The organism is Saccharopolyspora soli (assembly GCF_022678645.1).
GTDB lineage: Bacteria > Actinomycetota > Actinomycetes > Mycobacteriales > Pseudonocardiaceae > Saccharopolyspora > Saccharopolyspora soli.
The window spans coordinates 1-24,347 of sequence record NZ_JALBWV010000026.1 but is presented as its reverse complement, the minus strand read 5'-3'; the positions used below and the strand labels follow the sequence as shown (position 1 = coordinate 24,347).

The following is a 24,347-nucleotide window of genomic DNA, read 5'->3' as shown; positions in this document are numbered from 1 at the left end:
ACATCGACGTCCGCGCAGCGTTACTGCCGCGGCGAAACCAAGGGAGCTCCACTGATGTCGGAAGAACTGTTGCGCGAGCGAGTCCGCCGCGCTTACCGGCGCATCGCCGAGGTCGATCGCCCCGAGGTGTGGATCGACCTGCGGCCGGAAGCCGAACTCCTCACCGAGGCCGCTTCGCTGGCCGATCGGGTCCGTTCCGGTGAGGCCCTGCCGCTGGCCGGGGTGCTCGTCGCGGTCAAGGGAAACATCGACGTCGCAGGGCTCCCGACCACTGCGGGCTGCGCCGCCTACGCCCACCTGCCCGACCAAGACGCACCCGCGGTCGCCCGGCTGCGGGCGGCTGGTGCGCTGATCCTCGGAACCACCAACCTCGACCAGTTCGCCACCGGCCTGGTCGGCACCCGCTCCCCCTACGGCGCGGTGCGCAACGCGATCGATCCCGAGCGCATCTCCGGCGGCTCCAGCTCCGGCTCCGCCGTCGCCGTCGCGCTCGGCATCGCCGATCTCGCGCTGGGCACCGATACCGCTGGATCCGGCCGGGTGCCCGCCGCGTTCAACGGCATCGTCGGCCTCAAACCGACTCGGGGGCTGATCTCCACCGAGGGCGTCGTACCCGCCTGCCGCAGCATCGACTGCGTAACGGTGTTCGCCCGCACCGTCGCCGAAGCCCACCGGGGGCTGGACGTGCTGGCCGACGCCGTACCGACGACCACGCTGGCTGCGCCGTACCGCATCGGTGTGCCCGATCTCGCGGAGCTCGGCGAACTCGCGCCCGGCTGGGCATCGGCGTTCGCCGACACCGCCGAACGCTTCGCCGCTGCGGGTGCCGACCTGGTGCCGATCCAGCTGACCCCCTTCCGGCAAGCGGCAGACCTGCTTTACCAGGGCGCGTTCGTCGCCGAGCGCTACACCGCGGTCGGCGAGTTCATCGATGCCCACCCCGACGAAATCGACCCCACGGTCGCCAAAATCATCTCCGCTTCCGCTGGCATCGCCGCGCACCAGTTGTTCGCCGACCAAGCACAGCTCGCCGAACTCGCGGCGCAGGCCGCCGAGCAGCTGAACGGCATCGACGCGCTCCTGCTGCCGACCACGACGGAGCACCCGACGCTCGCGGCGGTCGAAGCCGATCCGGTGGGCGTCAACAGCCGACTCGGCAGGTTCACCAACTTCGCGAACCTGCTGAACATGTCCGCGCTCGCCATCCCGGCTGGTCGTGTCAACGGCCTGCCGTTCGGTGTGATGCTCGTCGGCGCGGCGTTCCAGGACTGCGCGCTGGCGCGGCTCGCGGGACTGCTCGACGACGACAACGCACCAGTGCAACTGGCGGTCGTGGGCGCCCACCTCACCGAACAGCCGCTCAACCACCAGCTCACCGACCGCAACGCCAGGTTCGTCCGCAGCACCACCACCGCACCGACCTACCGACTGCACGCACTGGACACGGTGCCCCCGAAGCCGGGACTGGTGCGGGCGGATTCGGGCGCGGCCATCGAGGTCGAGGTGTGGGAGATGAGCACGGCCGCGTTCGGCTCATTCGTCGCCGCCGTGCCCGCCCCGATGACCATCGGCACGGTCGAACTCGCAGACGGCAGCACGGTCGGCGGTTTCCTCTGCGAACCGTCCGCACTGGACGGCGCCGAGGACATCACCGCGCACCGCGGCTGGCGTGCCTACCTCGCGTCCGGCTGAGACGTCGTGGTGGATGGTGGCGACTCGGATGTGGTCGGCGAACCCGTTCGCGTCGCCGTCGGCGGCGAACTGGTCGGCGGTTGGCTCGTCGGCGGCGAGGGAGTCGAGGTAACCGTTGGGCTCGGCGTTTCGTCACCTGTCGAATCCACCGGCGGATCCGGGTAGTCGCTCGTCGCACCGGCTGGCGGGTCCGAATAGCCGTAGCACTGCTGGGCGGTCAACCCAGCACACGGATCGGTGCTGGTCGACGGGTCCAGCAGCGGCGCTGCCTCGGGCTGGTCGGCAAGCCGCTGGTCCCGCGAGCGCACACTGCCGTACGCACCGGGGCCGACCGCGTCGCGCGGACGCTCACCCGCTGGCGAGACCGCCGGTACGCGTGCGGCCATCTTGGCTGGCAACGGCATCACCGACGATGCGACGCGCGGCGGCAGCAGCTTCGGCGGTGCTGGAGCGCCGCACGCTCCGACCGCGAGCGTCAGGCCCGACAAGACGGCGACAACGGCACAACGACTCATACCCATCCCCCAGTGCAGAGGGCTCGTGCAGTGCCACAAGCCCGCGCATTGGGTTCCGCGTTGACATTGCCGCGCGTTATCCGACTACCGTCGGTAATTCCCGTTGCGGAGCGGAGTCCGGCCGGACGTTCAGTCCTTGAAGTAATGGCCTTCGTCGAGGTCCGGGATGAGCGCGGGCCGCACGGGATGCCAATCCAGCTGTTTCTGGGTCAGGGCGCTTGAGGCCGGGATGTCCAGCGAGACCACGGAGCCGAGGAAGCCGAAATGGCTGTCTGCTTCCGCTGCTGCGCTCAGCCACCCAGGCCGCGGCGCGCACCCGGGCCGCCGCCGAGCCCAGCCGAATCACCATCGGCTACACCACGAACATCATCGTCACCCCGGCAGTGCGCGAGCTGCGCCACCGACACCCAGACGCCGACGTGCACGCCCTGTACCTGGAGTGGAACGACCGGCGCGCGGCCCTGCTCGATCACCGAGTGGACGCGGTGGTGACCCGGCTGCCGCTCCCGACCGACAAACTGCACGTGACGGTCCTCCACGAGGAGCCCCGGGTGCTGCTGGTGCCCCTCGACCACCCCTTGGCGGGCAAGGAATCCGTCACCCTCGACGACATCGCCGACGAACCCCTACCGCGAGTGCCCGACCCGGCCTGGAACGCCTTCTGGCGCATCGACCCCCGCCCCGACGGAAGCCCGGCACCCGACGGTCCCCTCGCCGAAGCCATCGAGGACAAATTCGAATTCGTCGCCGCCGGGGAAGCGGTGGCCATCGTCCCGGACGACGGCCGCATCAACAGCCTGCGCCCCGACCTGACCACAGTGCCTCTGCACGGCATCGAGCCGAGCCACGTCGTGCTGGCGACCCGCGCCGACGACCACAACCGCCTGCTCGCAGCAGTCCGCAAATCCCTGCAAGCCCACCTGACAGGCCCCGTCCCTGCCGAACCAGCGAGCGCCCCCGCGGGTCTGCTGGTCGACGACGTCAGCGAAGGAAAACGGTGAGGCTCTACTTCGCCGCTGCCTTGGTGGCCTTTTTGAAGGCTCGGACCTCAGCGAGGGTTTCCGGACTGGTGACATCCGCGATGGAGCGACGCGAGCCTTCCTCGCCGTAGGCACCTGCGGCTTCCCGCCAACCGGAGGGCTGCACACCGAGTTGCTTGCCGAGCAACGCGAGGAAGATCTTCGCCTTCTGCTCCCCGTAACCGGGCAGCGCCTTCAGGCGCTTCAGCACTTCCTTCCCGTCGGGATTCCCCTCCGTCCAGATGCGCTCGGTCTCGCCGTCGTAGTCCTCAACGATGTACTGGGCTAGCGCATGCACGCGGCGGGCCATCGACCCGCCATAGCGATGGATCGCCGGCTTCTGCACGCAGAGCTCGACGAACTCGTCGAGGTCGGACTCAGCGATCTTCACCACGTCGAAGCCGTCCATCCGGTCGGCGATCTTCTTCGGCCCGGCGAACGCGATCTCCATCGAAATCTGTTGATCAAGCAACATCCCGCTGAGCAGCGCAAACGGATCTTCGCTGAGCAGCCTGTCAGCGTCGGCGTCGCCGGTGAGGTTTAGCTTCTTCGGCATAACGCCATCCTGGCACGCACGGCCTGTTCGCCTCCGTTGAGCAGGCCGACGACGAGAGCGCCAGGGCGATCTTCGAGACCGACTTCTTCGCCGTGCTCACCGTGCTGCGGGCGGCGCTGCCCGCGCTGCGCGAGTCCGGCGGCCGGATCGTGCATATCTCGTCGTTCTTCGGACAGGCCGTCTGGCCTGGTTCCGACCTGTACTCGGCGACCAATAGTGCGTTGGAATTGCTCTCCGACACGCTGGCAGTCGAGCTCGCGCCGATCGGTGTCCGGGAGTACTTGTCCGACAGCAGACCGACAGCGCAGTGGGCTCCACGGCATGCCGTACGCCTGGCCGTGGGGCCGAGCTCGTCCTCGACGGTACGTCCTGTCAGGGGCCACCCCGCCGATGCGGTGCCCGCCAACGTTCGCCGGGACGTCGTCCCAAGCGCTGAGCTCCTGCCAGCGGGGCTTGGCGGCTCGTTGGTAGTGGCACCGCTCCGGTCTACGCGATGAGTTTCTCGATGGTGATCGGCAGGTCGCGAACGCGTTTTCCGGTGGCGTGGTACACCGCGTTGGCGATCGCCGCGGGCACGCCCACGAGTCCGACCTCACCGACGCCCTTGATCCCGAGGGGGTTGAACCGGTCCGGCTCGCCGACGAAGACGACGTCGAGGTCAGGTACGTCCGCGTTGACGGGGATCAGGTAGTCGCCGAACGTGGCATTGGTGATGCGGCCGTTGTCGGCGTCGAAGGTCGTCTCCTCCAGGTGCGCCATGCCGATGCCCATGACGACTGCTCCGGCGACCTGGCTACGGGCGGTCTTCTCATTGAGAAGCCGACCCGCGTCGACCGCCGACACAAGCCGGGCCACGCGCAGGATTCCGAGGTCCTCGTGAACCCTGACCTCGGCGAACTGGGCGGCGAAGGCACCGGCGGGCACCATGGTCGTGCCGTCTGCCTGCGGGTTGGGGGTCTTTTCCCCGACCACGGCGAGCTCGTCCAGATCGTGGCGTGCCAGGATGCCGGCGTAGGTCTCGCCGACCGTGGGGTCGCCCGCCAGGTGGATGCGGCCGTTCGTCGCGGTGATCTCGCTGGACTGCCGTCCGTGCAGGGGTGACCGGTCGTCACCGCGGACGAGCGCGGAAAAAGCCTGCACAAGCTTGGCGGCGCCGTCCTCGATGGCACCGGTCAGCGACACTGCCAGGCCGGAGCCGCCTGACTGCGGGGCCGGGGGCAGGTCACTGTCGCCGAGTTCGACGTGCACCCGGTCCACGTCCAGGCCGAGCAGTTCCGCGGCGAGCTGCGCCGTGATCGTGTAGGTACCGGTTCCGATGTCGGTGCTCGCGCTGCGCACCCGGGCGGTTCCGTCCTGTCCGATGGACAGCCTCGCCTGGCAGGGTGTCGCGTACCAGCCGAAGGTCACGCCGGCCACGCCGTAGCCGATCAGCCATTCACCCTCGCGCAGGGACCGGGGCCGCGGGTTGCGGCTGTTCCAGCCGATCCGTTCGGCGCCCATCCGGTAGCACTCGCGCAGGGCGTTGCTCGACCAGGGCAGTCCGGTCGGCGGGTGCACGTCGGCGTGGTTGCGCAATCGAAGTTCCAGGGGGTCGATCCCCAGGTGGTAGGACAGCTCGTCCATCGCCGATTCGATCGCGAAGTTGCCCTGGACATGGCCCGGACCGCGCATCGGGCCTGGGTTGGGGATGTTGAGGTGGACGAGCCGGTCACGCGTGGCCACGTTCGGGCAGGCATACCCGGCGGGGGTCGCCATGGTGATCGGTTCGAGGTTCGTTTCCTCGGCCCCGCAGGTCGACGTGCCCTCGTGATCGATGGCCACCAGACGGCCTTCGCGGGTGGCGCCGATCCGGACGCGCTGGACGGACTCCGGCCGGTGCCCGATGGAGGTGAACATCTGGGCCCGGGTCAAGACCAGTTTGACCGGGCGCTCCAGGACGCGGGCGGCGAGCGCGGTCAGGATCACGTGCGGCCAGGTCCGCAGTCCGGCCCCGAAACCGCCGCCGAGATACGGCACGAGCACGCGCACGTCCGCCTCCGGCAGCGAGAAGACTGCGGCGAGGCTCCGCCGAGCCAACACGGGCCACTGGGACGAATCGTGCACCAACAGCCTGCCGCCGTCCCAGCGGGCGACCGTGGCGAACAGTCCGATCGGGTTGTTGGTCTCCGGCGCCATGCGGAACGTTTCGTCGTAGACGACGTCGGCTGAGGCCAGCGCCCCGGCGACATCGCCGCGTTCGGCGTCCATGCCAAACGGGTTCGTCGTGACCGTCGCCTCGGGGTTGCCGATGCCCAGGACGGCAGCGGTCTGCTCGTAGTCGACCCGCACGAGCCGGGCAGCCGCCCTCGCCTGCTCAGGAGTCTGCGCCACCACGACAGCCACGTGCTGCCCGTGGTGAACGATGCGATCGTCCTTGAGCGGGAACCGCGGCGAGGGCCCCAGCGGCGTCATCGGCGCATCTGCGAGTGGCGGAACGTTCTCGTGGGTGATCACCGTCAGGATCCCGGGGGCGGCCAGGGCCTCCGCGGTGTCGATGGCGCGGATCGAGCCCGCCGCGATGGTGGACTGGACCAGGACGGCATGGGCCATGTCCGGGTAGCCGACATCCGAAGGATAGGGAGCGGCGCCGGTGACCTTGAGGCGTCCGTCGATCCGGTCGACGGGCTCGCCGAGGACCTTGTTGGCAGGGACAGAGGTCATGACTGCACTCCCGATACGTTCTGCAGGATCCGGACGATGGTGCGCCGGGCGAGCTCCACCTTGAACTCGGTACCGGGGACCGTGTAGGGGTCCCGAAGGACGGCCTCGGCCGCGGCACGGAACGTCCGGTTGTTCGCTGGCGCGCCCTCAAGCACCTCTTCCGCCTCCCTCGCACGCCAGGGAACAGTTCCCACGCCCCCCAGGGCGAGACGCGCGTCCGCGATGACGCCGTCCTCGATCACCAGTGCCGCCGCCGCCGAGATGAGGGCGAACTCGTACGAGGCCCGATCGCGGACTTTCAGGTACTCCGACCGAATGCCGGCCGTAGGCAGCGGCACGTCCACGTGCGTGATCAGCTCGCCGTGGCGCAGCACGTTCTCGACATCGGGGCTGTTCCCGGGCAGGACGTAGAACTCGGTGAGGGCAACGCTGCGCTGCCCATCGGGTCCCTGGATGCCAACCTTCGCGTCCAGTGCCACCAAGGCCACACAGAGGTCGGATGCATGCAGGGCGATGCAGTTCCGGTCCGCACCGAGAATCGCGTGCATCCGCGCCGGCCCGTGCACTGCTGCGCAGCCCGAGCCTGGGCTGCGCTTGTTGCAGGACGGCACCAACCGGTCACGGAAGTAACGGCAACGGGTGCGCTGCAGGAGATTGCCGCCGATCGTGGCCATGTTCCGCAGTTGCGGCGAGGCACCCGCCAGCAAGGCGTCCCGCACCAGGGAAAGGCGCTGGTCCACCACGACGGGGTCGGCGGCCAGCTCCGCCATTGTCGTAAGCGCTCCGATGCGGAGTGTGTCGCCGAGAATCTCAGTGCCGCGAAGCGGAAGATGACCGATGTCGACCAGCGTGCCCGCCTCGACCACGCCGTCTTTCAGCATCAGGTCGAGTTGCGTCGTACCGCCCGCGAGATAGGCCGCGTCCGGGTCCGCACTCACGAGTGCGATGGCCTCGGTCACGTCTCCGGCTCGTAGGTATTCCACGGTGCTCATCGCAGCTCACCGTCCTGCCGTGCTGTTTCCCGGATCGCCGCGACGATGTTCGGGTACGCGCCGCAGCGGCAGAGGTTGCCGCTCATGAACTCGCCGATTTCCGCGTCGGAACCCGCTCGCTTCTCGTCGAGCAACGCCACCGCGGACATGATCTGGCCGGCCGTGCAGAACCCGCACTGAAAGCCGTCATGCCGGATGAATGCCTCCTGCAGCGGGTGCAGTTCACCCTCCGGTGCCAGGCCTTCAATGGTGGTCACCTGCTTGCCGTCACACTGCGCGGCCAGGATCAGGCAGGACACCACCCGCTTGCCGTCGAGCAGGACCGTGCAGGCACCGCAGGCACCTTGGTCACAACCCTTCTTCGTGCCCGGCAGGCCGAGATGGTCGCGCAGCATGTCGAGCAACGTGACCTGGCCGTCGAGCTCCAGACGCCGTGTCTGGCCGTTGACATGCACGTCCACCGTGGTCGTGGCGGTGAAACGTATGTTTTCCATCGACTGTTCCTTAACTCCTGGACGATTGAATCGGATCGGCCCGTGAACGGGCCGGCCGGGCGTGACCCGGCACGCCTCATCCCGGAGAGCGGGAGGGCGCTGTCGCCGCACCCCCGCACATCCGGCAGCGGATCCCGGTCGACGATCTACTCGGTCGGCTTCTCGATGGCGACGGGAGGTCGCGAACACGTTTCCCGGTGGCGTTGCAGACGGCGTTGCCCACAGCGGCGGCCACAACCGACGATGGCGATCTCACCGACGCCATGGACACCGGTCGGGTTGTGGATGATGTTGGGGTGGGCCGCGGAAGCCCACGTCCACGGACGATTGGCATGGTGAATCTCCAGTGGGCTGAAGGGAAGGAGGGGATCGCCGTCCGTCGTCTCCCCTTCAGCAAACCTCGGGATTCGTCGTCGCCCTAGACCGATCGGCGCGATACCTTGCACGATCCGCTCAATCACACGCAGATCGCACTTGACGTGGAACTGGCCGCCGTATTCCATGCGGGGATGGCAAGCATCGATGAGCTGCGCATCCTGATCGCCCGCCTCGCCGCCCGGGACAGCCTGCCGTCGTCGCGGACCAAGGGCATGACGGTGTTCTCGACGGGACAGGTGACCGAGCCGCTCGGCACCATGGCCGAACCAGCCTTCGCGCTGGTGGCCCAAGGAGCCAAACGCACGGTCCTCGGCGACCGCATCTACGAGTACCACGCAGGCCAGTACCTGGTCACGGCCGTCGATCTGCCGCTGACCGCGCAGATCACGGCCGCCAGCCCGGCGGAACCGTTCCTCGCCTTCGGCCTGCCCCTCCGGCCGTCGGTCATCGCCCAACTGCTGCTCGATGCCGGTCCGATGGCCGAGCAGGCCGACGCGGGGTCCGGCATCGTGACCAGCGACGCGAATGATGCCCTGCTGGACGCCGTCGTCCGGCTGCTGCGCCTCGTCGATCGCCCGCAGGACTTCGCGGTGCTCGCCCAGGCCCACGAACGGGAGATCCACTGGCGCCTCATGACCGGCCCCCAGGGAACCGCCGTGCGGCAACTCGGGCTCGCCGACAGCCGCCTGTCCCTCGTCAGCCACGCGATCCGCTGGCTCCAGGCGCGCTACGACCAAGTCATCCGCATCGACGAACTGGCCCACGACATCGGTACTAGCGTGTCGTCCCTCAACAGGCACTTCCGCGCCGTCACGGCCATGAGCCCCCTGCAGTACCAGAAGCGGATCCGCTTGCAGAAGGCCCGCATCCAGCTGATCGCCAACCCAACAGACATCGCGGCAATCGGTTACAACGTCGGATACGACAGCCCGTCCCAGTTCAGCCGCGAGTACCGGCGCATGTTCGGCGCACCGCCCGTCCAGGACGCGGCAAGACTCCAGACACTCACGACATACGAGATCTGAGCCCGTCGTTCATACAGCCCGGGAGACCGCCCAGGATAAGCGGATCGTGAAAAGTTTGCGTGTATTGGTCGACGTGGACCCGGACGTGCCGTGATTCGCTCGAGAAACGACCCCGGAACGGGAACTCCCGCTCCCGGGTCACCTCACAGCAGCTACGGACGGAGTCGAGCACATCACGTGCCTGAGCAGCCCACCGCGGTCCCGGTCCTCATTCCGCGGCTGGCCAATACCGCTTGCAGTTGGTGCTGTCGGATACGGCGGGTGAGGGCTCGGGCGAGGCGAGAGCCGATGCCGATCAGCTGTGGCAATCACGGAGCCAGTCGTCGATCAGGTCGACGATTCGTCCGGCAGCGGCTCCGTTCTTGATCAGCGCGCTCATCCGGTGGGCCTCCGCGGCGGTCGGCAAGAAGCCCATCAACAGGGCTGGGAGCAGTAGACGGCGGGCCAGCAGCTCGTTCGCCGAAGTCATCTGCGGTCGGCGAACGACCGAGACGTTGACGCGGATCGCATGTTCGTTGCCCAGCGGCACACCCGGCCGGTCGATTTCGACGGCGGCGTACCGGAAGCCGTGGGCTCGATCGCACGTCGCGCAGCCCATCGGGCCGCTGCCGAGCCGATTCGCGCAATCACCGCAGGTCAGCCGGTCCATGGCGGCGTCAACAACCCGCCAGTCGTGCTGGTCCGGCTCCGCGACTACGAGCCGGGCGACCTCGGCCTCCGACTCCCCTGCCCATTCTCCGACGTGCCAGAAGCGCTGCCATTCCGCTTCGACGATGCCGTCCGCCAACTCCTGGCACCGAACGCAGCCAGGTGCGCCGCCGTACTCGTAACCGCCGCACGCACCGCAGCGGTGCAGGGCCGCGCCGACCTCTGGTCTCATCCCGCCATCGTCGCGTGGACGCGGCGAGAGGCGCGAGCGATTTGGCAGTTCTCCGTCCGATGCCCGTGCGGGGTGCAGCCGCCCTTCCCGCCATGTGCGCCGGATGCGCGTTGCGGTGGCCGTGTGAGGATCGGGGGTGTGATTCCAGATCTGTCCCAGGACCGCGTCGACCGACTTCGGGACGCTTTCCGAGCCGCTGGCTACCACGCCGACGGAGTCGTCGAACTCCTCGGCGCCGAGGCGCACGCCGCGTTGGGTCGCGGCGAGCCAGTTCCCGCCCTGCGCGCGACCACTGACGCCGGGGCTCTCGGCACCCTGGTCCGACTGTTCCTGCTGGGCCAAGCAGAGTCGCACGCGGCCGTCGAGGCGGCGCTGGACCCGCTACCGGTGTCCGAGGCGACCGCCGCCGGGCTCCTCGACGCCGACGGCGACCAACTGCGCGCCGGGCTCGACGTTCGCCCGCACGGCGTCGGCGACGAATCGTGGTGGGTGATCTCGGACCTGGACTCGGATCTGCGCGGCGGCCGACCAGTGGAAGTCGATCACGTGCTCGGCGTCGGTCACGCGTCGTTGAGCCTGGTCCGCGCCACCTCGCGGCGTCCAGTGGGCTCGGTGCTCGACCTGGGCACCGGCTGCGGTGTGCAGGCACTGCACGCGAGCACGCATGCGCAGCGGATCACCGCGACCGATGTGTCCAAGCGGGCGCTGGCGCTGGCCGAGGCGACGTTCCGGCTCAACCGCATCGACGTCGAACTCGCCGAAGGCGAGTGGTTCGACCCGGTGCGGGGCCGCAAGTTCGACCTCGTGGTGTGCAACCCGCCGTTCGTGGTCGGACCGCCGCGCACCGACTTCACCTACCGCGACTCGGGGCTGGCCGGTGACGACGCGAGCGCCCTTGTCGTGCGCCAACTGCCCGGCTTCCTGACCGAGGGCGGCACCGGGCAGTTGTTGGCGTCGTGGGTGCACCGGGACGGCGAGGACTGGCAGAACCGGGTGTCCCGGTGGCTGCCGCCCGGCGCTGGAGTGGACGCCTGGTTCGTGCAGCGCGACGTCGCCGACCCGGCCCTGTACGTGGGCACCTGGCTGCGCGACGCCGGTTACGACCCGCGCAGCCCGGAAGGTCTGCGCAAGGCTGCCGAGTGGCTGGACTGGTTCGAGGCCAACGACGTGCTCGGCATCGGCTTCGGTTTCGTCACCCTGCGCCGCACCGACGCCCGCGGCGAGGTCGTGTGCGAGGACCTCCGACACGCCTTCGACGACCCGCTCGGCCCGGAATCCGACCAGTGGCTGCGCCGGATCGACTGGCTGCGCGCGCACGACTCCGCCGCGCAACTGCTGGCCGCCCGACTGATCACCGCGGACAGCACCGTGCTGGAAGAGGTCTCCGAGCCCGGTGACGAAGGCTGGCAGCCGCTCGTGCACCGGCTGCACCGGACCAACGGACCGGGCTGGCAGCACGAGATCGACGAGCTTGGGGTGCGGCTGCTCGCCGGTTGCCGTGGCGCGCTGCCGCTCGGCGAACTCCTCGAACTGCTCGCTGTGGGCTACGGCGAGGACGCCGGGGAACTGACCAGCGCGGCGATCCCGATGGTGCGCGAACTCGTGCGGCACGGAATGGTGCTGCCGGTTGAATGGGTGGGCGGTCAGCAATGAGAGCAATCGTCACCCGAGTCACTCGCGCCTCGGTAACTGTTGACGGTGTCGTCACCGGCAAGATCGAAGAACCCGGTCTGTTGGTGCTATTGGGTGTGACGCATTCCGATGGGCCGGAAGAAGTCACCAAAATGGCGCGCAAACTGCACGAGATTCGGGCGCTGCGCGATGAGGAGTCCTGCGCCACCACCGGAGCACCGCTGCTGATCATCAGCCAGTTCACGCTCTACGGTTCGACGAAGAAGGGACGTCGCCCGTCCTGGACCGAAGCGGCCCGGCCGGAACAGGCCGAACCGCTGGTGGACGGGGTCGTGGCGGCGCTGCGCGAGCGGGGTGCGCGGGTGGCCACCGGGGTGTTCGGCGCGATGATGTCGGTGGAGAGCGTCAACGACGGCCCATTCACACTTTTGGTTGAGGTCTAAAAGTAACGACAGCTCTCAGCAAATCCTCAGACTCGCGGCGCAACGGATGTGACCGCCATGACGTCTTCCAGGCGAGAACTTCGGGAACGAATTCGGCACTCCGGTCGTTTTCCAGGTAACGAAGCTTCGACGGCCATGCCGACAGCGTGCGGATGCACCGATCGACAACACCGTAGAAGACGTCGACGCGGAAGCCCGTAAGACCGAGCGTACGCGTCCTCCACACCGCGCAACGGTGCGCAGGTGTGATTTGCGCCCGCCAAGCCAGCCCGCCAGGGAGGGAGCTCATGACCGTCCCGCAGACCACCAAGCCAGACGTCACCGTCGCCGAGGACCTCGACACCCAAGGCCCATCGGCAGACCTGGTGCGCGTCTACCTCAACGGCATCGGGCGCACCGCGCTGCTCACCGCACAGGAAGAGGTCGACCTCGCCAAGCGGATCGAGGCCGGGGTTTTCGCCATGCACCTGCTGGAGACCAGCAAGAACCTCTCCCCCGAGCGACGCGCCGACCTCAGCGCCGTGGTCCGGGACGGCAGCCGAGCGAAGAACCACCTCATGGAGGCCAACCTCCGCCTGGTCGTCAGCCTCGCCAAGCGCTACACCGGCCGCGGCATGCCGCTGCTGGACCTGATCCAGGAGGGCAACCTCGGCCTGATCCGCGCGGTGGAGAAGTTCGACTACACCAAGGGCTTCAAGTTCTCCACCTACGCGACCTGGTGGATCCGGCAGGCCATCACCCGCGGCATGGCCGACCAGAGCCGGACCATCCGGCTGCCCGTCCACCTGGTCGAACAGGTGAACAAGCTGGCTCGGATCAAGCGCGACCTGCACCAGAAGCTCGGCCGGGAAGCCACCGACGAGGAGCTCTCCGAAGAGGCCGGTATCCCGGTGGAGAAGATCCTCGACCTGATGGACCACTCGCGCGACCCGGTCAGCCTGGACATGCCGGTGGGGGCCGAGGAGGACGCGCCGCTCGGCGACTTCATCGAGGACTCCGAGTCCGCCGATGCCGAGAACGCGGTGATCTCCGGGTTCCTGCAGGACGACCTGCGCCGGGTGCTGGCCACCCTGGAGGAGCGCGAGCAGGCGGTCATCCGGATGCGCTACGGCCTCGACGACGGCCAGCCGCGCACGTTGGACCAGATCGGGAAGTCGTTCGGGCTGTCCCGCGAGCGGGTCCGCCAGATCGAGCGCGAGGTCATGGCCAAGCTCCGCCAGGGCGACCGAGCCGACCGGCTGCGGGCTTACGCGAGCTGACCGGAGGGGTGGGTGGAGTGTGTCTGCAGAACGCGCAGACCATTCCGCCTCCTCGATGATTTCGCGGGGCCGAGCCCCCGCAGGCCCCGCACGGTGCGGCGGTTTTCCTCGCGGTCTTGAGTGTTCCCAGCCTGCTGACTGACCAGCCTTGAGGCCCAGACCTTCGAGCCGGTGCGCAGGTACACCCGGTTGGCCCTTTGATCAGTTGGGGTTGCGGAGTCAACATCTCTTCTTGCGTCTTTCCGCGTTGGCTTTCGCGGCGGGTTTCCGCCGCTTTCTCCGGGAGGCCGGGCTCGCCGTCTGGGCGGGTCCGACCTCCCGACCTTTATCTGCACCAGCGCCTGGACGTAAACGCTGACCAGCCAGAATTCACGCCGGAGTTGACGGCGACGCCAAGAACTTCTGGTGCCAACGCTGCAGTTCTTCGTCCGTGGCCCCGTGTGAGCGCAGCCAGCCCGAGGCTCCATCTTCATGGGCCGCGAACGTGGTCAGGACGCTCTCGATCGCTTCGGTCGGCGTTGACATGAGGTCCTGGACGTCCTCTTCGGCCACGCCCGGCGGCAGCACCGGGGCCGCGTCCAGTCGTCGCAGCACCCGGAACATGTTGCGGTCGGTTCGCACGTAGTCGGCCACGATGGCGTCGGGGCGCACCCCGACCGCGCTCAGCAGCAGCGCGGAGACCACGCCGGTTCGGTCCTTGCCCGCTGCGCAGTGGACCAGCACCGGGCCGTTCGCGGCCAGCCGATGCGGAACACCTCGACCAGCTTCTTCGGAGCTCCGGTGAGGATCGACTGGTAGAGCACTGTCAACCCGTGAGCGCTTCCGTCGTCTTCCGGATCGGTGTCCTGGAGGTCTTCCAGCAGAGCCACGTTGTGCACCGCCGCGACCGCCGCGAACGGGTGCTCCTGGTCGCCGACCTCCGCCGAATCGCGCAGATCCACTACGACTTTCGGCGGCCATCCGGGCAGGTGCTCCGGCGCCCGGTCGTCGATGTGCGGAGCATCACTGCGGTACACCACGCCCGCTCTCGTCACCACACCGTTGCCGGTGGGTTGCCCGCCCAGGTCGCGCAGGTTCACCAGCACATCGATCGGATCCGTTGTCGGCAAGACGACCTCCGCGACTCGGGCACCACTGCTGAGGTGCGATGACAAGTCCGGCCGCCAGCCTCGCAGCTGCGGTCCCGAGCTGCCAAGGCTCCGTTGGGCGGGATCCAGGTTGGCGATCGGTCACACCTGGGCCACCCCCGTGGACGCACTGATCCAACACGCGGTTTTATGGGTCATCGCGTAACCCGAACGCGCGCAAAGGAGCCGCGACGTGACCACCACCTTCGATTTCACCGAGGTGCTCCCCCTCGGCCCCGACGACACCGACTACCGCCTGGTGACCGAAGAAGGCGTCCGGGTCGTCGAGGCGGCCGGGCGGCGATTCCTCGAAGTCGAGCCGACGACGCTCACCGCCCTGGCCACCGAGGCGATCAAGGACATCCAGCACCTGCTGCGCCCGTCGCACCTGGCGCAGCTGCGCGCGATCGTCGACGACCCCGAGGCCAGCGCGAACGATCGGTTCGTGGCGACCGACCTGCTGCGCAACGCCTGCGTGGCCGCGGGCGGGGTGCTGCCGATGTGCCAGGACACCGGCACCGCGATCGTCATCGGCAAGCGCACCGAAACCGTGCTCACCGGCGGTAACGACGAAGAAGCGCTGGCCCGCGGCATCTTCGACGCCTACCAGGACCTCAACCTGCGGTACTCGCAGATGGCGCCGCTGAACTTCTGGGACGAGCGCAACACCGGCAGCAACCTGCCCGCGCAGATCGAGCTGTTCCACAAGCACGGCACCGACCCGAACTACGAGCTCCTGTTCCTGGCCAAGGGCGGCGGCAGCGCGAACAAGACGTTCCTGTACCAGGAGACCAAGGCGCTGCTGAACCCGACGCGGCTGGGCCGGTTCCTGGAGGAGAAGCTGCGCTCGCTGGGCACCGCCGCGTGCCCGCCATACCACCTGGCCATCGTGGTCGGCGGCATGTCCGCCGAGTTCAACCTCAAGGTCGCCAAACTGGCCTCCGCCCGCTACCTCGACGAGCTCCCGCGCACCGGCTCGGCCGCCGGGCACGCGCTGCGCGACGTCGAGATGGAACAGCAGGTGCTGGAGATGACACGGCAGTTCGGCATCGGCGCCCAGTTCGGCGGCAAGTACTTCTGCCACGACGTCCGGGTGATCCGGCTGCCCCGGCACGGCGCGTCGCTGCCGGTCGGTGTCGCGGTGTCTTGCTCGGCGGACCGCCAGGCCAAGGCGAAGATCACCCCGGAAGGCGTGTTCCTGGAGCAGCTGGAGCGCGACCCGGCCCGCTACCTGCCGGACGTGGTCGACGAGCAGCTCTCCGACGAGGTCGTCCAGATCGACCTGAACCGGCCGATGGCGGAGATCCGCGCGGAGCTGTCCAAGCTGCCGGTCAAGACTCGGGTGTCGCTGACCGGGCCGCTGGTGGTGGCGCGCGACATCGCGCACGCCAAGATCGCCGAGCGGCTGGACGCCGGTGAACCGATGCCCGACTACCTGCGCGACCACCCGGTGTACTACGCGGGCCCGGCCAAGACCCCGGAGGGCTACGCCTCCGGTTCGTTCGGCCCCACCACCGCGGGTCGCATGGACGCCTACGTCGAGCAGTTCCAGGCCGCCGGTGGCTCCCTGGTGATGCTGGCCAAGGGCAACCGCTCGGCCAAGGTGACCGAGTCCTGCCACACCCACGGCGGCTTCTACCTCGGTTCCATCGGCGGGCCCGCCGCTCGGCTGGCTCAGGACTGCATCCGCAAGGTCGACGTGCTGGAGTACCCCGAACTCGGCATGGAAGCGGTGTGGCGCATCGAGGTCGAGGACTTCCCCGCCTTCGTGGTGGTCGACGACAAGGGCAACGACTTCTTCGCCAACTCCACCAAGCCGACCCTGCAAATCTCCTTCGGCCGCTGAAATGCCGTGTCTACCGCAGGAGCCCCACCTCCTGCGGTAGACACGGTGTTCGCGGTATAGCCTTTGTTTCCTTATTTGACTCGTTTTGCGTAGCGGTGCGGGTGGCGGAACCTCAGACGCCGTCTCGTTCCGGGATCCCCGACATCATGTATGCCATCGCCTGTCGCGGATCTCGTTTGGCGAATTGATCCGGTAGCGGAATCTCAGACGTTGCCTCGATTTCTATATCCCCGGCTCCTCCGATGCATTGCGTCGGGGCTGTAGCCATGAGGACGACTTCTGAGAAGCCGCAACACGAGAGTTGCGTGCGTGGCGGAACGCGGCTGTTACCGATTTCCGAGCGCGAACTCGCGGTGGCAGGCCGGATCTGGCAATCCGCGCACCCTCTGCTGTTACCGAGGGATCTTCACGTCTCTTTGTTCCAGCACGACCTTGCGGGCATCCAGCGGCGCGTTGAGCTGCACCGCCAGCGGCGGGTAGCGCAGGTCCATCGTGCAGATCCCCGGCGGTTCCGGAGTTTCCTCGACGAACACGATCTTGATGTGGTCGGCGGCCTGCTCGGTGAGTTCGGCGTGCACCTTGCTGCAGCCACCTTCCTGGCCGGTGGCCACGACGACCATTCCGTTGTCCTGGGTCCAGACCTTCTTCGGATAACCCTTGGGCAGTAACGTCGCATCGATCGCGCTTTCCGCGACCGGGGTACGTTCCTGCTCCGGTTTCGGTTGCACCGGCACTTGTTGCACTGGGCCCGGCGGAGGCGCCGGTGGCTGACCTCCGAAGCCCACCTCGTTGGATGGCTGTTGCGCGCAGGCTGCCAACGCTATGAGCAGAACCCCTGCGCCCACTGTGGTTTGTAGGCGTCTCATGCCCTCTAGACGGATCGGGCGCTGGGCGCGGTTGCGTGAAAACCGCAACGGATCAGTACACACCTTTCCCACATTTCGGAACTGCTGGTGCTCGATGAGTCGCGCGTGGTTTCGTCAACGCGATCCGATTCACGCCTGGGAGGGAGAAATGTCCACCACCGCCACATCTGCCCCACCAGTTGCTGCGCCCCCGGAAGCACCACAGGGCAAGCCGCAGTGGGTTTCGCTGGTCGTCGGCTTGATCGCGGCCGTAGCGCTCGTGATCGCCGCAGCCGTCGTGGTCGGGGTGAAATCGGCCGTGCTGGCCGCGCTCGGCCTGGCGCTCGGGCTGACGTTGTTCCACTCCCGCTTCGGATTCACCTCAGCCTGGCGGCAACTCGTCTCGGTAGGACAGACCTCGGGACTGCGGGCTCACCTGCTGATGCTCGGCACCGCGTCAATCCTGTTCGCCCCGATCCTGGCTGGCGGCGTGACGTTCTTCGGCGCGCAGCCGGAAGGAAACGTGGAACCGCTCGGGCTCGGGCTGGTCGTCGGCGCGGTCCTGTTCGGCATCGGCATGCAGCTCGGTGGCGCCTGCGCATCGGGCACCCTGTTCGCCGTCGGCGGCGGGAACACCCTGATGGTGGTGACGCTCTTCTTCTTCATCTGCGGATCGGTGCTGGGCGCCCTGCACCTTCCACTGTGGACTTCGGACGCCATCACGCTCGGTTCCTTCTCCCTGGCCGAGGACACCGGCCTCGGCTACTTCGGCGCGTTGGTCGTGCAGCTCGCCGTGCTGGGCGCGATCGGCCTCGTCGCGACGCGATGGGCCCGGCGGCACAACGCTCCCCCCGCCGGTCGGCCACCAACATCACGCGGGTTGTGGCGGATCCTGCGCGGTGCGTGGCCGCTGTGGGTCGGCGCGATCGCGCTGGCGGTGTTGAACGCCGTGGTGCTGCTCACTCGCGGCACTCCCTGGGGCATCACATCGGCGTTCGTGCTGTGGGGTTCGAAGGCGCTGCAAGCCGTCGGGGTCGATGTGGCGAGCTGGCCGTACTGGCAGGGCGAGCGGGCCGCCGCCCTGACGAGTCCGGTGCTGGCCGACTCGACCTCGGTACTGGACTTCGGAATCATCGTCGGCGCGTTGGTGGCATCGGCCGCGTCCGGTGCTTTCGTGCTGGCCAAGCGCCTGCCGGTGAAGGTCGTGTTGGCAGCAGTGATCGGCGGGCTGCTGATGGGTTACGGAGCACGGCTGGCGTACGGCTGCAACATCGGCGCCTACTTCTCGGGAATCGCCTCGTTCTCCCTGCACGGCTGGGCGTGGGGCCTGCTCGCCCTCGTCGGCACCTGGGTCGGTCTGAAGCTGCGGCCGATGTTCGGCCTCGACGTCCCCAAGCCGACCGACTCGGTCTGCTGAGCTGCGCTACGTCCGCACCGAGGTGTCGGCAACGGCGGCGATCCAGTCCCGGACCCAGCGGGACAGTTCGCCACCGTTGCGCACCCAGCTGAAGTGGCCAAGGTCGGTCGCTCCTGAAGCCGCCCGCGTGTAGTGCTTGGCAGTGCGCGGTGCTCGCTCGACCTTGCCCGCCAGATGGTCCACTGCGGACTGCGGGGCCAGCCGGTCGCCCGCGACGCTGATCGTCAACAGCGGCTGCCGCACGTCTCGCAATGCCGCCTCGTAATCGGTCGTGGAGCCGTTCAGCTGGTACCGGCCGGTGCGGGACTGCCTGGCCCAGTCCTGCATCAGATCGACTGCTTGGCGGCCACCGAAGCCGAACCGCTGGCCGGGCCAGTAGCCGAGCAGCGTGGCGAGCACCGCGACCAGCTGGGATCCGAGCAGCGTGCGGATCTTGTACATGCCGGGGAAGCTCCGGAACCACACCGAGCCGGATGCCACCAGCGCCACCCCATGCGCCCGGCCAGGGCGACGCGCCGCGTGCAGGAGCGCGATCTGACCGCCCAGGCTGTGCCCCAGCACGAACCGCGGTGCTTGCGGGAACACCGCCTCGACCAGGTCGACAACGGCATCCAGGTCGTCGATCAGGCTCAGGTAACCGAACCGCACGCCACGAGCCGCCGGAGGCTGGCTCTCGCCCTGACCGCGCAGGTCGAAGGTCACCACCGTGAGGCCCTGGCTGTGCAGGTCGGCGACGAACGGCCGGTAGTACCTGGCTGGCACACCCATGGCCGGGAGCAGGACGACCACCGGGCTGCTGGGATCGTCCTGCCGCGCGGCGCGCACCTTGAGTCGATGGGCGTCGGCCGGGACCAGCCCGAGCACGACGGAAGCCGGGGCTGGCCCGGCTGAGGCGCTGGGCTCGGAGATGTTCTCGGCGGTTTCCTCGTCCACGCCGCAAAGATTAACGGAACCGACCAGTTTCGAACAGCGGATCAGCTGAGCCGACGCGGCCCGGCGTCCAGCGCCGCAGGCGACGCTCTGATCGCCATCGTGGCCCCGGCCACCAGGACTCCTGCCGGGGAGGCGAGCACCGGTTGCAGCGCCAGGTCGCGCACCTCCGGCAGATCCTCGGCCAGCGTCGCGACGCGCAGCACCAAGTCCTCCAACGCCGCGAGATCGGCCGGTTCGGCGCCCCGGTACCCGGCCAGCAGCGGCGCGGCCCGCGGCTCGCGCACCAGCGCGGAAACGTCCACATCGGACAGCGGGAGTGCGCGATACGCCTTGTCGCCCAGCAGTTCGCTGGCCACTCCGGACAGCCCGAACGAGACCAGCGTGCCGAACGACGGGTCGTCGAGCAGATCGATGACGCAGGAAGTGCCCCGAGTCGCCATCCGCTGCACGTACACCTCGTCGAGCCCGGACACCTCGCGCACATCCGCGTACGCGGACCGCACGGCCTCGGCACTGCCCAGGTCGAGGCGGACACCCACCAGGTCCGTACGGTGCCGCAGCTGATCGCTCACCGACTTCAGCACAACCGGATAGCCCAACTCCTCGGCCGCAGCGACCGCCGCGGCCGACCCGGTGGCCAGCCGGAACGGCACCACGTCGATGCCGTAGCAGCCGAGCAACCGCACCGCCCGATCGTCGCTGAGCTCGGTGACGCCCGCGGCCAGCCAGCCGTCGACCAGCGAACGTGCCCGGTCCTCGTCGATCTCCGCTGGCCGCACGAAATGCCCCTGCGGCGCGGCGCGCCACTTCGCGTACCGGGTGACTCGCGCGAGCGCCAACACCGACCGCTCCGGACTCGGGTAGGAGGGCACCGATCCTTTGCCAGCCGTGCCGTCCGGCCCCGGCACAGCGAGCTCGTCGGGCACACCTTCGGCGGCCAGGAACGTGGTCACCACCGGCTTGGAGCGAGCGACGTCGCCCTCCTGCAATGCCTCGCGCAGGGCGCGCGCGTACGCGGTGCCGGGCACCGCTACCGGCGGCGCGAATACCGTCACCAGCGCGTCAACGTCCTCGCGCAGGGCGGCGTCGCGGACCGCCGCAGCGAATTCGTCCGGCCCAGCCGACGCACCCACATCGACCGGATCGCCTGCCAGCTGCAACTGCTGCGCCTGCGCCACATCCGCGGCAATCATGCCCAAGGCGGCGGAATTGCCCACGATCGCGACCCGATCGCCCCGCGGCAACGGCTGGTGCGCCAGCAGCAGAGCGGTATCGAAAAGCTGCGCCACCGACTCGACCCGGATGACGCCGGACTGCTCGAACAACGCCTGCACGCTGGTCTCGTCGATCTGCGCCGAGGTGGCGGCCAGGCCGGGGCGCACCGCGTTGCGGCCCGACTTCACCGCCACGATCGGCTTGCTGCGGGCCAACCGGCGCGCCAGCCGCCCGAACTTGCGCGGATTGCCGAAGGACTCCAGGTAGAGCAGCACGACATCGGTGGCCGGGTCGGTCTGCCAGTACTGCAACAGGTCGTTGCCGGACACATCGGCGCGGTTGCCCGCTGAGACGAACGTCGACAATCCCAACCCACGCTCGGTGGCAGTGGCCAGGATCGCCACCCCGAGCGCGCCGGACTGGCAGAAGAAGCCGGTGCGGCCCCGACCGGGCAACTGCGGCGCCAGGCTCGCGTTCAACCTGAACTCCGGATCGGTGTTGACCACGCCCAGCGCGTTGGGGCCGACCACCCGCATGCCGTGGGCACGCGCGGCCCGCACCATCTCGCGTTCCACCGCACGGCCCTCCGGACCGATCTCGCTGAACCCGGAGCTGACGATGACCAGGGTCTTCACCCCCTTGGCCAGGCAGTCGTCGAGCACTCCGGTCACGCTGGCGGCCGGGATCGCCACCACCGCCAGGTCAACTTCGTCGGGGATGTCGAGCACGGAGGCGTAGGCGCGCACCCCGCGGACCGAGCGGTGCTCCGGGTTCACCGGGTAGACCGGTCCGGCGAAGTCCGCGGTGAGCAGGTTGGTCAGCACCGCGTGCCCGATCTTGCGGTGATCGGTGGACGCACCGATCACCGCGACCGACCGCGGTCGCAGCAGGTTGTGCACGCTGCGGGCCTCGGCGGCCTGCTCGCGGGCGCGCGCCACCGCCACCGACTCCTCGGTCGGGTCGATGTCGAACTCCAGGTGCACCACGCCCTCTTCCATGGCGCGGCTCACCTGGTAACCGGCGTCCCGGAACACCCGCACCATCGTCGAGTTCTCGGCCAGTACCTCCGCCACGAAACGCCGCAGTCCGCGTTCCCGCGCCGCCGCGGCCAGGTGCTCCAGCAGGATCGAGCCCACGCCGCGCCCCTGGTGCTGGTCCTCCACCACGAACGCGACCTCGGCCGATTTCTGCTCGCCCAGCCGGTCGTAGCGGCCCACCGCCACGATGTCGTCGCCCAGCAACGCGACCAGCGCCACCCGGTTCACGTAATCGACGCGGGTGAACCGCTCCACATCGCGCTGCGGCATCCGCGGGTACGGGCCGAAGTAGCGGTAGTACCGGGTCCGATCGCTGAGCCGCCCGTGGAAGGCGACCAGTTTCTCGGCGTCCGCGGCGGTGATCGGCCGCAGGTGCATGGTGCCGCCGTCGGAGAGCACCACGTCGGCTTCCCACGGGCGGGGGTAATCCACCGCCGGGCGGACCTTCCCCTCGCCCCGCACCAGTCCGTCCACTTCGGACTCCTCAGTCGCGGCTGTCGGCCGGATCGAGACCGTGCAACGGGAACACCGCGTGCCGGGTGTCGCGAATCGCGGTGTCCACCGCGGACGTGGTGACACCCGTCCACGGCTGGAACGCCGGGTCGGCCCCGTCGGTCATCGAAGTCGGCAGCGGCACGTTGTGCGCGACCCGCACCGCGTGCGCCATCCAGTCACCGGGGATGGTCGCCCCCGGTTCGAGGTCGCGGTTCAGCAGCGTCGCCAAGAGGTGCGTCCAGGCACGCGGCACCACGCGGAACAGCGAGTAGCCACCGCCGCCCAGCGCCAGCCACTTGCCACCCGCGTAGTTCTCGGCCAACTCCCGCAGGTTCTGGTAGGTCGCGCGCTGCCCGTCGACGGTCACCGACAGTTCCGCGAGCGGATCCTCCCGATGCGCGTCGGCGCCGCACTGCGTCACCAACACCTGCGGCTGGAACGCCTCCAGCACCGACGGCACCACCGCGTGGAACGCGCGTCGCCAGTCGGCGTCGCCGGTCCCCGGCGGCAGCGGGATGTTGACCGCGGTGCCGTCGGCCGCGCCCGAGCCGGTCTCGGTGGAGAACCCGGTGCCCGGCCAAAGCGTGAGCGGGTGCTGGTGCAGCGAGATGGTCAGCACGCGCGGGTCGTCGTAGAACGCTGCCTGCACGCCATCCCCGTGGTGCACGTCGATGTCGAGGTAGGCGATGCGCTCCACGCCCTGCTCCAGCATCCAGGCGATGGCCACCGAGCAGTCGTTGTAGATGCAGAACCCCGACGCGTAGTCCGCCATCGCGTGGTGCAGCCCACCCGCGATGTTGACCGCCCGGTCGGCCTTGCCGGACACGATCTGCTCGGCCGCCCGGATCGAAGCGCCCGCGATCAACGCCGCCGCGTCGTGCATTCCGTCGAAGATCGGATTGTCGCCGGTGCCCAAGCCGTGGCCGATCTCCCAGCCCGCCAGCGGCGCTTCGCGCACCGCCGCGAGGTACTCGGGCTTGTGCACCCGCTCCAAGTCCTCGTCGGAGGCCGGTTCGGGCTTGATCATCTCGACGCCGTCGAGGACACCTAACGAGCGGGCCAACCGCATGGTCAGCTCCAGCCGGATCGGATGCAGAGGGTGGTGTCCACCCAGGTCGTAGTCGAGCACCGACTCGTCCCACACCACCGCGCACTGAGAACCCATGCCCTGGGACGCTACCCGGCCTGTGGCAACCAACACAGTGCGATCGCCCACAGGGCGGGCGCACTCAGATCGTTCATCCGGCCTCCGATCCGGTCGCGGCCGGTCGGTTCGGATCAGCCGACCAGTTCGACCACGACCCCGCGTACAACACCGCCGGTCGCGACGGGTCGGTCACACCCGCGTGTTCCAGCGCGAGCACGACCGAGCAGGCGGTCACGCCCGAGCCGCAGTACGCCCCGACCGGACCGGTGCCCTCGACTCCGAGGTCGGCGAAGTGCTTGGCCAGCTCCGCCGCGGAGCGCCACCGGCCGGACTCCGCGACGTGCGCGGCGAACGGCGCGTTCAGCGCCCCCGGAATGTGCCCGGCCCGCGGATCCATCGGTTCGACGTCACCCCGATAGCGTTCCGGTGCGCGGGCATCCAGCAGGGCGCCCTCGCGGGCGAGCCGCACGGCTTCATCCGCGTCCACGACCGGCATCGAGCCCGGCCGAACCTGGAAGTTCCCCAGTGCTGGCTGCGGTCGGTCCGGGGGGGGGGGGGGGGGGGGGGGGGCCCCCCCCCCCCCCCGGCCCCCCCCCCCCCCCCCCCCCCCCCCCCGGGGCCCCCCCGCCGGGGACCCGCGCTGGCTTGCGCCTGTGGCCTGGCGGCCGACCGCGCCCGCGCACCCCGGCGACCACCGTAC

Annotated in this window: 22 protein-coding genes and 1 pseudogene; 9 read left to right on the top strand and 14 right to left on the bottom strand. The window is 69.0% G+C overall.

Annotated elements, in window-relative coordinates:
• Positions 1–54 precede the first annotated feature (54 nt).
• On the top strand, positions 55–1,692 hold the full coding sequence (gene atzF, locus MOQ72_RS20475) for an allophanate hydrolase (protein ID WP_242185517.1): 1,638 nt from the start codon (positions 55–57) through the stop codon (positions 1,690–1,692).
• Here the strand turns inward: atzF and MOQ72_RS20470 are convergent.
• Positions 1,674–2,207, bottom strand: coding sequence for a hypothetical protein (locus MOQ72_RS20470; RefSeq protein ID WP_242185516.1), 534 nt, complete (start codon positions 2,205–2,207; stop codon positions 1,674–1,676). The two genes, atzF and MOQ72_RS20470, sit on opposite strands and share 19 nt — an antisense overlap.
• Before the next feature lie 218 nt (positions 2,208–2,425).
• On the opposite strand from MOQ72_RS20470, the gene MOQ72_RS20465 reads away from it, so the two are divergent.
• Positions 2,426–3,208, top strand: coding sequence for a LysR family substrate-binding domain-containing protein (locus MOQ72_RS20465; protein WP_372495491.1), 783 nt, complete (start codon positions 2,426–2,428; stop codon positions 3,206–3,208).
• Between the two features lie 4 nt (positions 3,209–3,212).
• On the opposite strand, the gene MOQ72_RS20460 is transcribed toward MOQ72_RS20465, so the two are convergent.
• Positions 3,213–3,782 (bottom strand): HhH-GPD-type base excision DNA repair protein, encoded by a 570-nt coding sequence (locus MOQ72_RS20460; protein WP_242185514.1) that lies wholly within the window; start codon positions 3,780–3,782, stop codon positions 3,213–3,215.
• A gap of 23 nt (positions 3,783–3,805) precedes the next feature.
• On the opposite strand from MOQ72_RS20460, the gene MOQ72_RS20455 reads away from it, so the two are divergent.
• Positions 3,806–4,279: an SDR family NAD(P)-dependent oxidoreductase gene (locus MOQ72_RS20455; protein ID WP_277954403.1), complete on the top strand. Its 474-nt coding sequence runs from the start codon at positions 3,806–3,808 to the stop codon at positions 4,277–4,279.
• Here the strand turns inward: MOQ72_RS20455 and MOQ72_RS20450 are convergent.
• From MOQ72_RS20450 to MOQ72_RS20435, 4 genes are all read right to left on the bottom strand, one after another.
• Positions 4,269–6,482: a xanthine dehydrogenase family protein molybdopterin-binding subunit gene (locus tag MOQ72_RS20450; protein WP_242185513.1), complete on the bottom strand. Its 2,214-nt coding sequence runs from the start codon at positions 6,480–6,482 to the stop codon at positions 4,269–4,271. The two genes, MOQ72_RS20455 and MOQ72_RS20450, sit on opposite strands and share 11 nt — an antisense overlap.
• Positions 6,479–7,474, bottom strand: a complete 996-nt coding sequence (locus MOQ72_RS20445) for an FAD binding domain-containing protein (protein ID WP_242185512.1) — start codon at positions 7,472–7,474, stop codon at positions 6,479–6,481. Before MOQ72_RS20445 ends, MOQ72_RS20450 begins: the two co-directional genes overlap by 4 nt.
• A complete protein-coding gene (locus tag MOQ72_RS20440; RefSeq protein ID WP_242185511.1) occupies positions 7,471–7,935 on the bottom strand; it encodes a (2Fe-2S)-binding protein in 465 nt (154 codons plus the stop codon). The genes MOQ72_RS20445 and MOQ72_RS20440 overlap by 4 nt, the downstream gene beginning before the upstream one ends.
• Positions 7,936–8,114: 179 nt before the next feature.
• Positions 8,115–8,471 (bottom strand): hypothetical protein, encoded by a 357-nt coding sequence (locus MOQ72_RS20435; protein ID WP_242185510.1) that lies wholly within the window; start codon positions 8,469–8,471, stop codon positions 8,115–8,117.
• On the opposite strand from MOQ72_RS20435, the gene MOQ72_RS20430 reads away from it, so the two are divergent.
• The gene (locus MOQ72_RS20430; protein ID WP_242185508.1) at positions 8,448–9,371 is read left to right on the top strand and encodes an AraC family transcriptional regulator; all 924 of its coding nucleotides are present in this window, start codon (positions 8,448–8,450) and stop codon (positions 9,369–9,371) included. The genes MOQ72_RS20435 and MOQ72_RS20430 overlap by 24 nt on opposite strands.
• 295 nt (positions 9,372–9,666) lie before the next feature.
• On the opposite strand, the gene MOQ72_RS20425 is transcribed toward MOQ72_RS20430, so the two are convergent.
• Positions 9,667–10,251 (bottom strand): hypothetical protein, encoded by a 585-nt coding sequence (locus MOQ72_RS20425; RefSeq protein ID WP_242185507.1) that lies wholly within the window; start codon positions 10,249–10,251, stop codon positions 9,667–9,669.
• A 138-nt stretch (positions 10,252–10,389) separates the two neighbouring features.
• Here MOQ72_RS20425 and MOQ72_RS20420 point away from each other — a divergent pair, with 138 nt between their 5' ends.
• The 3 genes from MOQ72_RS20420 to MOQ72_RS20410 all read left to right on the top strand — a co-directional run bounded on the left by MOQ72_RS20420 (position 10,390) and on the right by MOQ72_RS20410 (position 13,585).
• Positions 10,390–11,904, top strand: coding sequence for a N5-glutamine methyltransferase family protein (locus MOQ72_RS20420; protein WP_242185506.1), 1,515 nt, complete (start codon positions 10,390–10,392; stop codon positions 11,902–11,904).
• Positions 11,901–12,326 carry a D-aminoacyl-tRNA deacylase gene (gene dtd / locus MOQ72_RS20415; protein ID WP_242185505.1) on the top strand — a complete coding sequence of 142 codons (426 nt, stop codon included), beginning with the start codon at positions 11,901–11,903 and terminating at the stop codon, positions 12,324–12,326. The genes MOQ72_RS20420 and dtd overlap by 4 nt, the downstream gene beginning before the upstream one ends.
• 287 nt (positions 12,327–12,613) lie before the next feature.
• Positions 12,614–13,585, top strand: coding sequence for a sigma-70 family RNA polymerase sigma factor (locus MOQ72_RS20410; RefSeq protein ID WP_242185504.1), 972 nt, complete (start codon positions 12,614–12,616; stop codon positions 13,583–13,585).
• Between the two features lie 369 nt (positions 13,586–13,954).
• Here the strand turns inward: MOQ72_RS20410 and MOQ72_RS44595 are convergent, their stop codons facing one another.
• Both MOQ72_RS44595 and MOQ72_RS44590 read right to left on the bottom strand, forming a co-directional pair.
• Positions 13,955–14,308, bottom strand: a complete 354-nt coding sequence (locus MOQ72_RS44595) for a tyrosine-protein phosphatase (protein WP_308197918.1) — start codon at positions 14,306–14,308, stop codon at positions 13,955–13,957.
• A complete protein-coding gene (locus MOQ72_RS44590; protein ID WP_277954391.1) occupies positions 14,248–14,694 on the bottom strand; it encodes a tyrosine-protein phosphatase in 447 nt (148 codons plus the stop codon). Before MOQ72_RS44590 ends, MOQ72_RS44595 begins: the two co-directional genes overlap by 61 nt.
• Positions 14,695–14,905: 211 nt before the next feature.
• Between MOQ72_RS44590 and MOQ72_RS20400 the strand changes: the two genes are divergently transcribed.
• Positions 14,906–16,558, top strand: a complete 1,653-nt coding sequence (locus MOQ72_RS20400; protein WP_242185503.1) for a fumarate hydratase — start codon at positions 14,906–14,908, stop codon at positions 16,556–16,558.
• Positions 16,559–16,950: 392 nt separating this feature from the next.
• On the opposite strand, the gene MOQ72_RS20395 is transcribed toward MOQ72_RS20400, so the two are convergent.
• Positions 16,951–17,286, bottom strand: a complete 336-nt coding sequence (locus MOQ72_RS20395) for a hypothetical protein (RefSeq protein ID WP_242185502.1) — start codon at positions 17,284–17,286, stop codon at positions 16,951–16,953.
• Between the two features lie 286 nt (positions 17,287–17,572).
• On the opposite strand from MOQ72_RS20395, the gene MOQ72_RS20390 reads away from it, so the two are divergent.
• On the top strand, positions 17,573–18,820 hold the full coding sequence (locus MOQ72_RS20390) for a YeeE/YedE family protein (protein ID WP_242185501.1): 1,248 nt from the start codon (positions 17,573–17,575) through the stop codon (positions 18,818–18,820).
• A gap of 6 nt (positions 18,821–18,826) precedes the next feature.
• On the opposite strand, the gene MOQ72_RS20385 is transcribed toward MOQ72_RS20390, so the two are convergent.
• The 4 genes and pseudogenes from MOQ72_RS20385 to MOQ72_RS20370 all read right to left on the bottom strand — a co-directional run.
• Positions 18,827–19,753, bottom strand: coding sequence for an alpha/beta hydrolase family protein (locus tag MOQ72_RS20385; protein ID WP_242185499.1), 927 nt, complete (start codon positions 19,751–19,753; stop codon positions 18,827–18,829).
• A 41-nt stretch (positions 19,754–19,794) separates the two neighbouring features.
• On the bottom strand, positions 19,795–22,479 hold the full coding sequence (locus MOQ72_RS20380) for a bifunctional acetate--CoA ligase family protein/GNAT family N-acetyltransferase (protein ID WP_242185497.1): 2,685 nt from the start codon (positions 22,477–22,479) through the stop codon (positions 19,795–19,797).
• Between the two features lie 10 nt (positions 22,480–22,489).
• Complete coding sequence (locus MOQ72_RS20375; RefSeq protein ID WP_242185495.1) at positions 22,490–23,665, bottom strand: acetoin utilization protein AcuC; 1,176 nt, start codon at positions 23,663–23,665, stop codon at positions 22,490–22,492.
• A 73-nt stretch (positions 23,666–23,738) separates the two neighbouring features.
• A pseudogene (locus MOQ72_RS20370) lies at positions 23,739–24,191 on the bottom strand (sulfurtransferase); the annotation flags it as partial.
• Positions 24,192–24,347: the final 156 nt, after the last annotated feature.

Excerpts from the sequence above, each read along its gene's own strand:
- atzF (WP_242185517.1), top strand. The coding sequence starts at position 55 with ATGTCGGAAGAACTGTTGCGCGAGCGAGTCCGCCGCGCTTACCGGCGC.
- MOQ72_RS20470 (WP_242185516.1), bottom strand. The coding sequence starts at position 2,207 with ATGAGTCGTTGTGCCGTTGTCGCCGTCTTGTCGGGCCTGACGCTCGCG.
- MOQ72_RS20460 (WP_242185514.1), bottom strand. The coding sequence starts at position 3,782 with ATGCCGAAGAAGCTAAACCTCACCGGCGACGCCGACGCTGACAGGCTG.
- MOQ72_RS20450 (WP_242185513.1), bottom strand. The coding sequence starts at position 6,482 with ATGACCTCTGTCCCTGCCAACAAGGTCCTCGGCGAGCCCGTCGACCGG.
- MOQ72_RS20445 (WP_242185512.1), bottom strand. The coding sequence starts at position 7,474 with ATGAGCACCGTGGAATACCTACGAGCCGGAGACGTGACCGAGGCCATC.
- MOQ72_RS20435 (WP_242185510.1), bottom strand. The coding sequence starts at position 8,471 with ATGGAATACGGCGGCCAGTTCCACGTCAAGTGCGATCTGCGTGTGATT.
- MOQ72_RS20425 (WP_242185507.1), bottom strand. The coding sequence starts at position 10,251 with ATGAGACCAGAGGTCGGCGCGGCCCTGCACCGCTGCGGTGCGTGCGGC.
- dtd (WP_242185505.1), top strand. The coding sequence starts at position 11,901 with ATGAGAGCAATCGTCACCCGAGTCACTCGCGCCTCGGTAACTGTTGAC.
- MOQ72_RS20410 (WP_242185504.1), top strand. The coding sequence starts at position 12,614 with ATGACCGTCCCGCAGACCACCAAGCCAGACGTCACCGTCGCCGAGGAC.
- MOQ72_RS20390 (WP_242185501.1), top strand. The coding sequence starts at position 17,573 with ATGTCCACCACCGCCACATCTGCCCCACCAGTTGCTGCGCCCCCGGAA.
- MOQ72_RS20375 (WP_242185495.1), bottom strand. The coding sequence starts at position 23,665 with ATGGGTTCTCAGTGCGCGGTGGTGTGGGACGAGTCGGTGCTCGACTAC.